General features: G+C 47.9%; 16 protein-coding genes, 2 pseudogenes and 1 riboswitch. All 18 genes and pseudogenes read left to right on the forward strand.

The features are described 5' to 3' along the window. The coding region (locus L693_RS29975) for a Sua5 family C-terminal domain-containing protein (protein WP_155983818.1) at positions 1 to 105 on the forward strand (105 nt) is incomplete at its 5' end. A 176-nt stretch (positions 106 to 281) separates the two neighbouring features. Then, a complete protein-coding gene (locus L693_RS0112640) occupies positions 282 to 842 on the forward strand; it encodes a manganese efflux pump MntP (protein WP_025717558.1) in 561 nt (186 codons plus the stop codon). 105 nt (positions 843 to 947) lie between these two features. Then, positions 948 to 1532: a low molecular weight protein arginine phosphatase gene (locus tag L693_RS0112645; RefSeq protein WP_025717559.1), complete on the forward strand. Its 585-nt coding sequence runs from the start codon at positions 948 to 950 to the stop codon at positions 1530 to 1532. Between the two features lie 78 nt (positions 1533 to 1610). Next, a riboswitch (ZMP/ZTP riboswitch) is annotated at positions 1611 to 1692 on the forward strand. Between the two features lie 208 nt (positions 1693 to 1900). Continuing rightward, positions 1901 to 2488, forward strand: a complete 588-nt coding sequence (locus L693_RS0112650) for a TIGR01440 family protein (protein WP_025717560.1) — start codon at positions 1901 to 1903, stop codon at positions 2486 to 2488. Positions 2489 to 2559: 71 nt separating this feature from the next. Beyond that, entirely contained in the window at positions 2560 to 3810 is a 1251-nt protein-coding gene (gene glyA / locus L693_RS0112655; protein WP_025717561.1) for a serine hydroxymethyltransferase, read from the forward strand. 169 nt (positions 3811 to 3979) lie between these two features. After that, positions 3980 to 4861 carry a carbohydrate ABC transporter permease gene (locus tag L693_RS0112660; RefSeq protein ID WP_025717562.1) on the forward strand — a complete coding sequence of 294 codons (882 nt, stop codon included), beginning with the start codon at positions 3980 to 3982 and terminating at the stop codon, positions 4859 to 4861. Beyond that, positions 4861 to 5291: pseudogene (locus tag L693_RS28060) on the forward strand (carbohydrate ABC transporter permease); the annotation flags it as partial. The gene L693_RS0112660 and the pseudogene L693_RS28060, both read left to right, overlap by 1 nt. A 38-nt stretch (positions 5292 to 5329) precedes the next feature. Then, a pseudogene (locus L693_RS0112670) lies at positions 5330 to 6594 on the forward strand (ABC transporter substrate-binding protein). 359 nt (positions 6595 to 6953) lie between these two features. Beyond that, positions 6954 to 7583, forward strand: coding sequence for a uracil phosphoribosyltransferase (gene upp, locus L693_RS0112675; protein ID WP_025717563.1), 630 nt, complete (start codon positions 6954 to 6956; stop codon positions 7581 to 7583). 108 nt (positions 7584 to 7691) lie between these two features. Beyond that, positions 7692 to 8858 (forward strand): non-hydrolyzing UDP-N-acetylglucosamine 2-epimerase, encoded by a 1167-nt coding sequence (gene wecB, locus L693_RS0112680; protein ID WP_025717564.1) that lies wholly within the window; start codon positions 7692 to 7694, stop codon positions 8856 to 8858. A gap of 175 nt (positions 8859 to 9033) precedes the next feature. Then, positions 9034 to 9288 carry an AtpZ/AtpI family protein gene (locus tag L693_RS0112685; protein WP_025717565.1) on the forward strand — a complete coding sequence of 85 codons (255 nt, stop codon included), beginning with the start codon at positions 9034 to 9036 and terminating at the stop codon, positions 9286 to 9288. Then, the gene (locus L693_RS0112690; RefSeq protein WP_025717566.1) at positions 9281 to 9661 is read left to right on the forward strand and encodes an ATP synthase subunit I; all 381 of its coding nucleotides are present in this window, start codon (positions 9281 to 9283) and stop codon (positions 9659 to 9661) included. Before L693_RS0112685 ends, L693_RS0112690 begins: the two co-directional genes overlap by 8 nt. Before the next feature lie 29 nt (positions 9662 to 9690). Next, complete coding sequence (gene atpB, locus L693_RS0112695; protein WP_025717567.1) at positions 9691 to 10515, forward strand: F0F1 ATP synthase subunit A; 825 nt, start codon at positions 9691 to 9693, stop codon at positions 10513 to 10515. 105 nt (positions 10516 to 10620) lie between these two features. After that, positions 10621 to 10845 (forward strand): F0F1 ATP synthase subunit C, encoded by a 225-nt coding sequence (gene atpE, locus L693_RS0112700; protein WP_025717568.1) that lies wholly within the window; start codon positions 10621 to 10623, stop codon positions 10843 to 10845. A 109-nt stretch (positions 10846 to 10954) separates the two neighbouring features. Next, positions 10955 to 11443, forward strand: a complete 489-nt coding sequence (gene atpF / locus L693_RS0112705) for a F0F1 ATP synthase subunit B (protein ID WP_025717569.1) — start codon at positions 10955 to 10957, stop codon at positions 11441 to 11443. Next, entirely contained in the window at positions 11440 to 11985 is a 546-nt protein-coding gene (locus L693_RS0112710; RefSeq protein ID WP_025717570.1) for a F0F1 ATP synthase subunit delta, read from the forward strand. Before atpF ends, L693_RS0112710 begins: the two co-directional genes overlap by 4 nt. Positions 11986 to 12004: 19 nt before the next feature. Further along, a complete protein-coding gene (atpA, locus tag L693_RS0112715) occupies positions 12005 to 13519 on the forward strand; it encodes a F0F1 ATP synthase subunit alpha (protein ID WP_025717571.1) in 1515 nt (504 codons plus the stop codon). 212 nt (positions 13520 to 13731) lie between these two features. Further along, a complete protein-coding gene (atpG, locus tag L693_RS0112720) occupies positions 13732 to 14598 on the forward strand; it encodes an ATP synthase F1 subunit gamma (RefSeq protein WP_025717572.1) in 867 nt (288 codons plus the stop codon). Positions 14599 to 14604 lie beyond the last annotated feature (6 nt).

Raw genomic sequence — 14604 nt, forward strand, 5'->3', positions numbered from 1 at the left:
GGTGTCACCTATATTTTGTCGGAAGCCTGTCCACCCAATGGGCTGGGAGATGCCGTTATGAACCGCCTGTTGAAAGCCGCAGGTCATCGAGTCGTTCGTCTTTAGCAAGACTCACGTACCTTGTTGGAGAACAGAAAGGGTTCCCGTCTTGTCTGACCGCTCTTAATAAAATCCTCCTCTCTCCTCGTCCTCGTACAGGCGCTTCCGTTGTATGCTTGTACTGTTTTCCCCCTTGTCCGCATAACGTTAACAAGAACGGACGGATAATGGAGGGATGGAGTATGCTGTCAGCCTCTGCCCATGTCGGGCAGGTTGTAACGATTCTGATCATGGCAGTAGCGCTGGGAATGGATGCGTTATCGCTGGGCGTAGGGATCGGCATGAAGGGGATACGCCTGCGGGATGTGCTGCGCATCAGCACGGTAATTGGCTTTTTTCACATTCTGATGCCATTGCTGGGGATGTTCACAGGGCATTATATGAGTTCTTTACTGGGCCATGTAACGACCTATTTTGCAGGTGGGTTACTCATCCTTTTAGGCGGGCATATGGTATATAGCTCCTTCAAGGGGGACGGTGTACAAGTATTGGATCATCGTTCACCTCTGGGTCTCTTGCTGTTTGCACTTGGGGTGAGCATTGACTCGTTTTCTGTAGGGGTGTCGCTGGGGATGTTCCAGAGTGATCTGGTGCTGAGTGTTCTGGCATTTGGCTTTTGCGGAGGTGCAATGGCAATGCTGGGATTGCTGGTGGGCCGCAAGGTCAGCCGTAATCTGGGGGATTACGGAGAAGCCGTAGGCGGTGCTATTTTGCTGGCATTTGGCTTTATGTTTATGTTTTGATTTTAGCGTGGACAGTGTAAAATAAATACAGGATTATAGTAAGGCTTAGGATTATAGATAATGATCCTCTGTTTACATATTTTTAACATACGGGGGGTGAAAACGTTGAAGCATATCTTATTCGTATGCACAGGGAACACTTGTCGCAGTCCAATGGCTGAAGGGATGCTGCGCAAGCTGGCCGCTGAACACGGGCTGGAGCTGGAGGTGCGCTCTGCGGGAGTGGCGGCGATGGAAGGTACACCGATATCTCGACATGCAGAGGCGGTTCTACGGGACCACGATATCTCGGATCAGTTGACCTCGACCCCTTTGAGCGGCGGACTTGCAGAGTGGGCACATCTGATTTTGACCTTGACGCAAGGGCATAAGCAGCACGTCATTCAGCGCTTTCCCCATACGGCGGGCAAAGTATTTACGCTCAAGGAATACGTGGAGGATCGGGATGAAGTGCTGAATGATGTACAGGAGTTAGACGGCTTGTACGCTTCACAGCAGCTGATGGCTTCACTCGGACAAGAACTGTCGGCGCAGGAGCGTGAGCGGATGATTGAGCTGAACCAACGGATTCCGGGCTTTGATATTTCCGATCCATTTGGGGGTTCGCGGGAAGATTACGATGTCACGGCTGCGGAAATCCGCACAGCACTGCATAAGTTGCTGGACAAGCTAAAGACTTCTTCCGAATAAAGTCGGTGTCACTCATCTGATTTGTACGGATTCTGTTGATTTTCGACGATTAATCCGTTAAGATAAGGTGGAAAAATGAGAATCCGGTGTAACTGGCGACAAAAGTGGGATTAACCACGATGGAGCACCGGATATACGGCCGGTCGCCTGGGCAAAAGAGCAATTCCACGTAGGTGTGGACTGCTCTTTTTTCGTATATGAGCTATTCCAGATTTTTTGCTGTCTTCTTGCTCTTCAATTTTTCTGCTCGAAATCCAAATCATCGGCTATAATATAGTCAGATTGTGATATCAGGAGAAAGTGTGTTGAACTTACGGCATGAGACCATGCCTAGTCTCTGAGGGACTGGTCAACCAGGGGAGGTTCCAATGGTAGGACAATTGGATCGTGAGATTTCACTTGAAGCACAGGCCGCTTCTGTCGTGCGGGAGCTCGCTGAAGCAGTCGGTTTGAAGGCTGGGCGCCTGCTGGTGATTGGTGTAAGTACGAGTGAAGTGGCCGGAAGCCGGATCGGCACGGCGGGAGCGCTCGATGTGGCGCAGCAGCTGCTGGCTGGAGTAGATTCCGTACGCCGGGAATATGGCTTTGACGTGGCGTTTCAATGCTGCGAGCATTTGAACCGTGCGCTGGTCGTTGAACGGGCTGTGCTGGAACGGCTGGGATTAATAGAAGTTGCCGCTGTTCCTGTACGCACGGCAGGCGGCTCTATGGCTGCGGTTGCCTACCGGTCACTGGACGATGCGTGTTTGGCGATGAACGTGCAGGCGCATGCCGGGATAGACATTGGCGAAACGCTGATTGGCATGCATCTGCGTCCCATAGCCGTTCCGTTTCGTCCAAGCCTTCGCTGGATTGGCGAAGCACGTGTGACTGCGGCGTTCACGCGTCCTCCACTGATAGGAGGACAACGGGCGGTGTACACCCTTGAACAAGAAGACGGCGGAAACTGTGATTAGCATTTGGCGTGGACTGTTTGTTTTATACTTTGTATACCCAACAATTGACTATGGAGAGGGAGTAATCAATCATGATGGAACATCTGCGTAATAGTGACCCGGCAGTGCTGGAAGCAATGGGACTTGAACTGAAGCGACAACGCCACAATATCGAGCTGATCGCATCCGAGAACATCGTTAGCGAAGCGGTTATGGAAGCGATGGGCTCTGTACTGACGAATAAATATGCTGAAGGTTATCCGGGCAAACGTTACTACGGTGGCTGTGAGCACGTAGATATCGTCGAGGACATTGCGCGTGATCGCGCCAAAGAATTGTTCGGTGCTGAGCATGCCAACGTGCAGCCTCACTCTGGAGCACAAGCCAACATGGCGGTCTATTTGGCAGCACTCAAACCTGGTGATACCGTACTGGGTATGAATTTGGCGCATGGCGGCCATCTGACACACGGAAGCCCCGTTAACGCTTCCGGCTTGTTGTATAACTTTGTTGCTTATGGTGTACGCGAAGACAACTTCCGCATTGATTATGATGAAGTGCGCAAGGCAGCCTTCAAGCATCGCCCTCGCCTGATTGTAGCCGGAGCGAGCGCATATCCGCGTACGATTGATTTTGAAGCCTTTGCTTCCATCGCCAGCGATGTGGGTGCGCTGTTCATGGTAGATATGGCACACATCGCCGGTCTGGTAGCAGCGGGTATTCATCCTAACCCGGTTCCGCATGCCCAATTTGTGACCACAACCACGCACAAAACGCTGCGTGGTCCGCGCGGAGGAATGATTCTGACTCGCAAAGCGTGGGCGCAAGCGATTGACAAGGCGATTTTCCCAGGCATTCAGGGCGGTCCATTAATGCATGTGATCGCGTCCAAAGCCGTTGCCTTGGGTGAAGCACTCCAGCCTTCCTTCAAAACCTATGCACAAAACGTAGTTCGCAATGCACACGTACTGGCAGAGACGCTGCTGGCGGAGGGGATTAACATCGTATCGGGCGGTACAGATAATCACCTGATGCTGCTGGATACGCGTAACCTGAATATTACAGGCAAAGAAGCCGAGCATGTATTGGATTCCGTAGGCATCACGGTGAACAAAAACGCGATTCCGTTCGACCCGACAAGTCCGTTCATTACCAGCGGAATTCGTATTGGTACCCCTGCTGCGACATCCCGTGGTATGGATGAAGAGGCTATGGTTAAAATCGGTAAGATCATTGCCGAAACACTCAAAAATCCGAAGGATGATACGGTATTGTCCAAAGCGAGCCAAGCGGTTGGCGAGCTGACTGAAAAATTCCCAATCTATCCAGGTACTCAATACTAATTAAATCAACCACCTATCCATGTTGAATAAGGCTGTTTTCCTTCCGTAAGCCGGAGGGGGAACAGCCTTTTTTGTTTTCTGGCGACTCGAAACTTACATTTTTGGTTAATAAGCGATTAAGGATTTATTTGTATTTTCCTGCACGATCTACACAGAGGAGTGATGACACTTGAGTCAAAGAAAATCCGCGCAGTTATTGCAGCAGCTCGTATTTATAGGCCCTATGGCGTTGTTTTTCGTCTTGATTATGGTCATTCCGTTCCTGCTGGGACTATATTATTCCATGACCAATTGGGACGGAGTGTCGGAAAATGTCCAATGGCTCGGATTGGGGAATTACGTCCATATTTTTAGAGATGATCCGGATTTTCGAAATGCATTTTGGTTCACGGTCCGTTTTACCGTATGTGGCGTGATCCTGACGAATCTGATCGGCTTTTCCCTGGCTTATGTACTTACAAAGCCGTTGCGTACCCGCAATGCGTTACGGACTGTATTTTTTATGCCTAATATGATTGGTGGCTTACTGCTTGGCTTCATCTGGCAATTTATCTTTGTGCGCGGTTTTTCTGCGGTGGGGGAGGCAACCGGGCTGTCCCTTTTCAAGCTACCATGGCTTGGTGATGGGCCAACTGCTTTTTGGGGAACTGTCATCGTGTTTGTTTGGCAGTACGCAGGCTATCTCATGGTTATCTACATATCCTCGTTAAATAATGTCTCCCATGCCCTGATTGAATCAGCTCAAATCGACGGTGCAAGCCGAAGACAGATTTTACGCCAGGTAGTAGTGCCGCTTATTATGCCAGCCGTAACCGTTTGCCTCTTTTTGGCGATATCCTGGTCCTTTAAAGTGTTTGAGCTGAATTTAGCCCTGACAAAGGGTGGACCCTTCAAGTCGACAGAGTCTGTAGCGTTGGACATATATAATGAAGCGTTTACAAATAATCGTCTTGGATTGGGGACCGCCAAAGCTATGATTTTCTTTATCATCGTAGCAATCATTACGATCATTCAGGTGCGTCTCACGAAGAAGAAGGAGGTTGAAATGTAATGGGGAAAACGCCAAGCTACCGCTTGGGTACGTGGGCTGCTGAAATTGTGCTCATTGTGCTCGGATTGATCTTTCTGATTCCGTTTTATTTTTTGCTCGTCAATTCCGTTAAATCCTTTGGCGATATTTTGGCTCATTCCGCTTCGTGGCCGACAACCTTTCGGTTTGAGAACTACGCCAACGCCTGGAATAAAATAAACTTTCCGACAGCGCTGGGGAATTCATTGCTCGTCACCATCGTCAGCAATGCTCTCCTGCTGCTGATCAGCTCGATGGCTGCTTACCAGATGGTTCGCCATGACACGCGTTTTAACCGATTGCTGTTTGGTCTGCTTGTGGCTGCAATGGTCGTGCCTTTTCAGTCCATCATGCTGCCGCTTATGGAGGTATCCAACGTGCTGAGATGAACAATAGCATACCAGGATGCATTGCAGCCGGTGCGGTCAAGGGCTGATGGAGGGATAACCGATGAAAAAAACAGTGCTGCTTGTCCTCTCCCTGATCGTACTGCTCGCATGTACGCTTTCGGGTTGTGGAAATACGCAGGCCGGGCCAAACGAGACGAAAACGATACACATCTATCAGTTCAAAGTAGAGATTCAGAGCCGCTAAACAAACTCAAGGCGGATTATGAAAAAACGCATCCGGGCATCAAGCTGGATATCCAATCTGTCGGAGGCGGTACGGATTACAGTGCTTCGTTGAAGGCTAAATTCGCCTCAGGTGATCAGCCGGACATTTTCACCAATGAGGGCTATCAGGACCGTGATACGTGGTTTGAGTATTTGGAGGACTTGTCAGATCAGCCATGGGTAAAGGACCTGGATGATTTTGCCCGCAAGCCGATGACCGTTAACGGTAAGATTTACGGACAGCCCATGAACCTGGAAGGCTTCGGATTTGTTTACAACAAGGATTTGTTCAAGCGGGCGGGCATAACCAAGCTGCCTCAAACGATAAGTGAGCTGGAGGAAGCAGCGAAGCGCCTGAAAGCAGCAGGGATTACACCGTTTGCTAACGGATATGCGGAATGGTGGGTGCTGGGGAACCATTTTGTCAATATTCCGTTTGCCAGACAGCCGAACCCGGAGACCTACGTCGAGCATTTAAACAAGGGAACAGCCCGTATCCCTGGCAACCCTGTGTTTGATCAGTGGGTGAAGCTGCTTGACCTGACTTTAAAATATGGTAACAGCAATCCCCTTACGACAGACTATAATACACAAGTCACGTTATTTGCGACAGGCAAGGCCGCCATGATGCATCAGGGGAACTGGACTCAGCCACAAATAGACGGTATTAATCCTGACTTGAATCTGGGGATTCTGCCTGCGCCTATAGATAATGATCCTGCTAAAGGAGGCAGGCTTGCAGTGGGGGTGGCATCCAACTGGGTGGTCAATAAAAATTCGCCTGTGAAGCAGGAGGCAAAAGATTTTCTCAATTGGCTGGTTACTTCGGAGATAGGCAAGCACTATATTACCAAGGAGTTCAAATTCGTCCCCGCCTTCAAAAGCATTACATCCAGTGATGAAACGACAGGTGATCTTGGTGCGGAAATATCCCGGCATGTGAGGGAAGGCAAGATATGGAGCTGGAACTTCCAGCGCTTCCCGAAAGGACTGAATCAGGATTTGAGCAGTAGTATGCAGGCCTATATTGCGGGGGTTATTACAAAAGACGAAATGCTGCAGCAATTTCAGGGAGCGTGGGACAATTTGAAGTATAGATAAAAACGTCGCTTCATCAGGAGCCCGAACCCCAACTTATAGCACAGAGGGGAATTTTGAGTTCGACAGGCTTTGACGGTCAAGGGCCGTTAGAGCCTTTTTTGATGTGGTTTTCCATGACAAAAGTCACTCATAATGTGGCAGGGGAGATATTTTACTCTACATATCTTTCTCTTGGCCAAAGGTTGTGGTGGCAGGTGTTAAATCAACCAAGGGAATGTTATAATAAACAGGATTTACAGGCACGCACTGCATCTGTGCTTATTTGGTTTGTACAAATAGGTTACATAGATCCTTTCCATTCAGGATGTTCGATATTCTGGTGCGGAAGAACGTGACGATAATACCGGAGGGAATATATCATGGCAAAACTGGTGGTTTGTGATCACCCTTTGATCCAGCACAAACTTACATTTATCCGCGATGTGCGGACCAACACCAAGGATTTCCGCGAGCTCGTGGATGAAGTAGCAACTTTGATGGCTTATGAAATTACGAGGGACATCCCGTTGGAAAGCATTACGGTGCAAACACCGGTTGCTGAGACAGAAGGTAAAGTGATTTCCGGACGTATGCTGGGCCTTATTCCGATTTTGCGTGCAGGCTTGGGTATGCTGGATGGCGTTGTAAAGCTGCTGCCGGCAGCAAAGGTAGGCCATGTGGGATTGTTCCGCGACCCTGAAACATTGCAGCCTGTGGAATACTACACAAAGTTGCCTACAGATGTGACAGAGCGTGAATTGATCGTCATTGATCCGATGCTTGCAACAGGCGGTTCGGCGATTGCAGCCATAGATGTGTTGAAAAAAAGAGGCTGTACCCAAATTAAAATGATGAATCTGATTGCTGCTCCTGAGGGTGTCAAAGCTGTGCAAGAGGCACATCCTGATGTAGACATTTATGTCGCTGCTCTGGATGAGCGTTTGGATGAGCATGGCTATATTGTCCCAGGTCTTGGTGACGCAGGAGACCGCTTGTACGGAACGAAGTAGACCGTCTTTGGAGGTTCGGCAAATTTATGGACGTTGCGGCCAGGCTGATTTCGTATAAAAAAGATTTGTGAACCGAACGTTTATTATGAAAAGGGGTTTTAACTTAAAATGTCCAAAATCAAAGTAATGACCATTTTTGGCGTGCGTCCGGAAGCGATTAAAATGGCTCCTCTCATTTTGGAGCTTCAGCGTCATCCGGAGCATATCGAATCTGTGGTATGCGTTACGGCTCAACATCGCCAAATGCTTGATCAGGTTCTGGAGGTCTTTAACATTCACCCTGACTATGATTTGGATGTGATGAAAGACCGTCAGACACTCAACGAAATTTCCATACGTGTACTTCAGGGGCTGGAACCTGTATTACGCGAGGCCAAGCCGGATATCGTGTTGGTTCACGGCGATACGCTGACCACTTTCCTCGCTAGCTATGCAGCCTTTATGCAACAAATTGAAGTAGGGCATGTAGAAGCAGGCTTGCGGACATGGAACAAGCTTTCTCCATATCCTGAGGAAATGAACCGTCAGCTCACAGGCGTGCTGTCTGATCTTCATTTCTCGCCTACTTCTTTATCGGCTGGGAATTTGCGGAAGGAAAATAAACCTGAATCTCGAATATATGTAACAGGTAATACGGTGACTGACGTATTTCAGTATACGGTTCGCCAGGATTACGAGCACCCTGTACTGGAATGGGCCCAGGGCAAGCGCTTGATTCTAATGACAGCCCACCGTCGGGAGTCACAGGGGGAACCACACCGTCAAATTTTTAATGCGGTAAAACGGATCGCAGACGAATTTGAGGATATCGCTATCGTTTATCCGGTTCATCCAAGTCCGGCTGTGAAGGAGCCTGCATTCGAGATTTTAGGCAACCATCCGCGTATTAAGTTGATTGATCCGCTGGATGTTGTGGATTTGCACAATTTTTATCCGCACACACATCTGATTCTTACGGATTCCGGCGGTCTTCAGGAAGAAGCGCCTTCGTTCGGCGTACCTGTACTGGTACTACGGGATACGACCGAAAGACCGGAAGGAATTGAGGCGGGTACATTGGAACTGGTCGGTACGAGTGAAGAGAATGTCTACAATCGCACTAAGGCCCTTTTGACGGATTCCGGGCTGTATGAGTCTATGAGTCAGGCGGCAAATCCTTATGGCGATGGACAGGCATCGGTAAGAATTGTCAATGCGATTTTGCACCATTACGGTGTCAAAACCGAACGACCTGAAGAATTTCACACAATGTTCACAAAAGGCGTCTGCTCGTAATAATATTCCTTTACAAGGCAAGCATACAGTTAAACTGTACGGTTACCAAGGGATACAGCATTTTTAGATGCTTTGTCGACTGATTTTTATACTTTAGGGCGCTAAAATATCTCAATTGACAAAGCATCTTATATTTAAGTAAAATGGACTGGAATTACAGGGGTGACATGGAAAAGTGGTCAGACCTTCCAAGCAAAACAACAACCGAAATAACACCGGAAATGCCTTCAAGGCAATTGGACTGGTGAGCGCTATCGGCATTGATCTGACGGTGTGCACACTGGGTGGTTTCTATGCGGGAAAATGGCTTGATGCCAAACTTGGTGGCTCCGGAATTTGGACTGGCGTAAGCGTTCTCGCAGGCTTGGTTGTAGGCGCATTAAGTATTGCCCTTGTGATCGGAAAGGTATTGAGGGATAACCATGAATGAGATGACCCGTATGCAAAAAAAGTTATGGATCGTAGCGCTTATTATAATGGCTCTGTGTTTCCCGGTCTCCGCCCTCATGCCCCAACATCGTGACATTGCTCACGGAATCATTCTGGGAACGGGAGTAAGCTGTCTAAATGTGCTGTATATGGCCTACAGAATTCGACAGGTTGCGAGTGCGGCCGCCGGTGAAAGAAAGAAGAGAGTGGTAGGTATTGGCTTTGGCGTTCGATTAGGGACCTCAATTTTGGCCGTGGTGCTGGCCATAGAATTTCCGGCCTATTTCCATGAGATCGCTGTAATGGCAAGCCTGGTGACTGGGCAATTTCTTCTTTTAATTATAGGCATCATATTCGCGCTTCAGGAAAAATGATGGCTCAACTGAGAAAGGGGTGAGAAAACATGTTGCATGAATCACCGATTATCCAATTGGGCGGGTTTAACATTGACTTGTCCGTCATTATTATGCTGGTTGTGACCTGCGCTATTGTGTTTGGACTGGCTTTTGCTGCAACGCGCAATTTGTCTGTGGACAATCCCGGAAAGCTGCAAAACTTTATGGAATGGGTTGTGGAATTCGTTCAAGGGCTCATATCCAGTACGATGGATTTGAAAAAAGGGAAGCCATTCCTTTCTTTAGGGATGACGCTGATCATGTTCATTTTCGTCGGAAATATGCTGGGTCTGCCGTTCGGGATCGTGACTGAATTTGATAATGTGCAAAGCGCACAAGTATTCGGGCATGACATCGTTCCAGTCAAGGAAGCATTAGAGCAAGCACAGGCGACTCATCCGGGCGAAGCTGCCCATATAGGTGTCAACTGGTGGAAATCACCTACCGCAGATGCAGGGGTATCTATTGGACTGGCATTGATGATCTTTGTTCTGGTTCATTTTCTGGGAATTTTCCGTAACACCAAAGCTTACTTTAAGCACTATGTTCAGCCATTTCCATTCTTTCTGCCAATTAACCTGATTGAGCAGTTCTCAAAACTATTGACACATGGTATGCGTCTATTCGGTAATATTTTTGCCGGCGAGGTTTTGATCAGTGTTCTGCTGAAAATGACAGCACTTGGTGTGGGAGGTATGGTTGCTTCCGTATTGGGGCTCGTAGTCTGGCAAGGATTCAGTATTTTTGTCGGCAGTATCCAAGCGTTCGTCTTTACAATTCTGACGTTCGTATATATTTCACAATCCATTGATACGCATGAAGAAGAGCATTAGACAAGCTCATTTTTCGGTTTTTAGTTAAGTTCAGAAGTGCGCTTCGCTCTTAACTGCAAATACATGTAAAACACAAATACACATCACTAAGGAGGATTTTAAAAAATGGGAGTTTGGGCATATATCGCAGCTGCAATCGCAGTAGGTTTGGGCGCTTTGGGCGCTGGTATCGGTAACGGTCTGATCGTAAGTAAAACAGTTGAAGGTATCGCTCGTCAGCCTGAAGCAAAAGCAACGTTGCAAACAGTAATGTTTATCGGTGTAGGTCTGGTCGAAGCCCTGCCAATCATCGGGGTCGTTCTGGCATTCATTTTCTACTCAGCTGCTTAATTGAATGGAAGCAAGGTTTGGCGGGGAAGGCACAGCCATCCGCGCCTTCTTTGTTCGTTTGAATATGAAAGATCTAGGACTGACGTTCACCGGAAAGGAGTGACTTCAATTGCATTTAAATTGGACAAGTATCGTGTTTACTGTCATTGCATTTTTGATCTTGTACTGGTTGCTGACCCGTTATGCATTCGGCCCTCTCTTTTCAGTTATGGAGAAGCGGCGTGAGCTTGTTTTGAAGCAAATGAGTGAAGCGGCACAAACGCGTGAACAGGCTGCTGCCTATGTCGAGGAGCAAAAACAGGCTCTCCAGCAAGCGCGTAAGGAAGCTTACGATATTATTGAGCAGTCGAAACAAACAGGTAACAAGCAAGCGGAGCAAATTATTATTCAGGCTAAAGACGAAGCAGTTCGCCTGAAAGATGAAGCTGTTCGTGAAATCACAAGCGAGCGCAATAAGGCAGTTGCCGAGCTGCGCAGCGAAGTGGGTAAAGCTTCGGTACAAATTGCTTCCAAGCTGATTCAAAAAGAAATCAAGGAAGACCAAGTCCAGGGAGAGCTTGTCGACCAATACCTTAAAGAGGTAGGAGGCAAAGCATGAGCCGGGATACGGTAGTTGCCAAACGGTATGCGAAAGCCTTGTTTGAAGTGGCAGAGCAGGAGCAGACCATTATGGAGACCGAGCAGGAACTGCGAGCTTTTGTAGAGGCTGTATCAGGGGATGCCGAAATCCGTAAGTTCATTAATTCTCCTAACATTACGGAAGAGGTCAAGCTTCAGGTTCTGGCCAACAGCTTTGAAGGCAAGATGTCTGCCTCGCTGATTAACACGATTAAGTTGTTGATTCAGCGCAGCAGAGCCGATTTGTTTGAAGCTCTCCTTGATGGATACCTTGAGATTCAGGAGTACAAGCTGGGGCTGGCTCATGCAAAGGTGTATTCCACCTATGCGCTCAGTGAGCAGGAAAAAGCAACGGTAGCTGAGGAATTCGGAGCCCGTGAACATAAAACAATCCGCGTGGAAAATATAGTAGACCCGAGTCTGCTGGGTGGATTGAAAGTGTTTATTGGCGATACACTGTATGACGGCAGTCTGGCAGGCAAGCTGGATCGTCTTGAAAAATCCTTTAACAGACGAGTATAGAAGATAGGGGTGAACACACTTGAGTATCAAACCTGAAGAAATCAGTTCATTGATTAAAAGTCAGATTGAACAATATAAAAATGATATCGAGGTCGTTGAAGTCGGCACTGTTGTTGAAGTCGGCGACGGTATTGCCCGCGTCTACGGACTGGAAAAAGTCATGGCCGGTGAATTGGTTGAATTCGATAACGGCGTATTGGGCTTGGCGCTCAACGTGGAAGAGAGCAATGTCGGTGTCGTTATTCTTGGACCATTCTCCGACATCCGTGAAGGCGGTCAAGTTAAACGTACAGGCCAAATCATGCAGGTCCCTGTTGGGGACGCACTGATTGGACGCGTAGTTAATCCATTGGGTCAGCCGGTGGATGGCAAGGGTCCAATTGCTACCACGGAATTCCGTCCGGTGGAAAGTCAGGCCCCTGGTGTTATGGCCCGTAAATCCGTACATGAGCCAATGCAGACAGGAATTAAAGCCATTGACGCTATGGTTCCAATTGGCCGCGGTCAACGTGAGCTGATCATCGGTGACCGTCAAACAGGTAAAACTTCTATTGCAATTGATGCGATTCTGAACCAAAAAGGCAATGGTATGAAATGCATTTATGTTGCTATTGGTCAAAAACAATCTACAGTAGCTCAAGTTGTTGAAACATTGCGTCGTCACGGTGCTTTGGAATATACGATTGTTGTTACAGCATCTGCTTCTGAGCCATCACCTTTGCTGTACATTGCCCCTTACTCCGGCTGCGCTATGGGTGAGTATTTCATGTACAAAGGCGAGCATGTCCTTGTCGTATATGATGACTTGACCAAACAAGCGTCTGCATACCGGGAGCTTTCCCTGTTGCTGCGTCGTCCACCGGGTCGTGAGGCTTATCCGGGTGACGTTTTCTATCTGCATTCTCGCTTACTGGAACGTGCAGCGAAGCTGAATGATGAATTGGGCGGCGGCTCACTTACCGCGCTTCCGTTTATCGAGACACAGGCGTCCGACGTTTCTGCATACATTCCAACCAACGTAATTTCCATCACAGATGGGCAAATTTTCCTGGAGGCAGACTTGTTCTATGCGGGTCAACGCCCGGCGATTAACGTAGGTATTTCTGTATCCCGTGTAGGGGGCTCCGCTCAGATTAAAGCAATGAAAAAGGTTGCAGGCTCTCTGCGTCTGGATCTTGCTCAATATCGTGAGCTTCAAGCGTTCTCCCAATTCGGTTCCGACCTGGATAAATCCACTAAAGCCCGTCTTGACCGAGGCGCTCGCATGATGGAAATTTTGAAACAGGGTGTACATCAGCCGTTGCCTGTTGAAAAACAAGTTGTGAGCTTATACACCGCTGTTAAGGGCTTCCTTGATGATATCCCGGTAACGGAAGTAAAACGTTTTGAAAAGGACTTCCTGTCTTTCATGGAGTCTGATCATCAGGATGTGCTTCAATCTATCCGTGATACAAAAGACTTGGTGGCTGATAACGAAACAGCTTTGAAGGCAGCTATCGAGAAATTCAAAAAATCGTTTGCCACGTCGGTTTAATACATGAAATTGCCTGTTTATGACGAAAAATGTTCTAAGGAAGCATGCCCCTCGGGCCTTGGCTTCCTTGGCATGTTTTACCCCTAATAACAGGCCCTTTAACATATGTCCGGCTGGACTTGAATCTTACGAAGAGCTTTGTTTTTCTCAAAGCTAAGGGATTGCTTACGAAGTTAGCTTTGGCTTTGCCAAAGCTTGAAGGTGGTGAAATCATGGCAAAAGGTATGCGCGAGATTAAACGTCAGATTAAAAGTATACAGAGTACAAAGCAAATTACGAAAGCGATGGAAATGGTCGCTGCATCCAAGCTGAGAAAAGCTCAGGAGAAAGCGGAGTCGGCTCGTCCTTACGCGGAAAAGCTTAAGGAAGTCGTCAGCAGTATTGCTTCTGGATCGAACAACGTCAAGCATCCGATGCTGGAGACGCGTCCGGTCAAAAAGACTGCTTATCTCATCATTACATCTGATCGTGGTCTGGCTGGTGGTTATAACGCCAATATTTTGCGGCAGGTTACGCAGACGATTGCGGAACGTCACCGTTCACAGGATGAATTTGTGATTTTCATCATCGGACGAAAAGGACGGGATTATTTCAGACGTCGTGAGTTCCCTATTGCAGAGTCAGTAACTGACTTGTCGGATACGCCTGCTTTTGCAGATATCAAAACGATTGCAAGCAAGGCTGTAAAAGGCTTTGAATTTAAAGAATTTGATGAGCTTTATCTATGCTATAACCGCTTTGTCAATGCACTGACTCAAATTCCAACAGTTGACCGTTTGTTGCCAATGGCAACACTGGATTCGAATACTGCTTCATCCTCGATTGATTACGAGTATGAGCCTTCACCAGAAGGAGTGCTGGAAGTATTGTTGCCGCGTTATGCAGAAACACTCATCTACGGCGCTTTGCTGGATGGTAAGGCCAGTGAGCTGGGAGCGAAGATGACGGCGATGGGTTCAGCTACCAAAAATGCGACCAAGCTGATTGGTGAACTGTCGTTGACCTATAACCGTGCTCGTCAAGCGGCTATTACCCAGGAAATTACGGAAATTGTGGCAGGTGCAAATGCTCAATCTTAATGAGCT

Source organism: Paenibacillus sp. 1-18 (assembly GCF_000520755.1).
GTDB classification, from domain to species: Bacteria; Bacillota; Bacilli; order Paenibacillales; family Paenibacillaceae; genus Paenibacillus; species Paenibacillus brasilensis.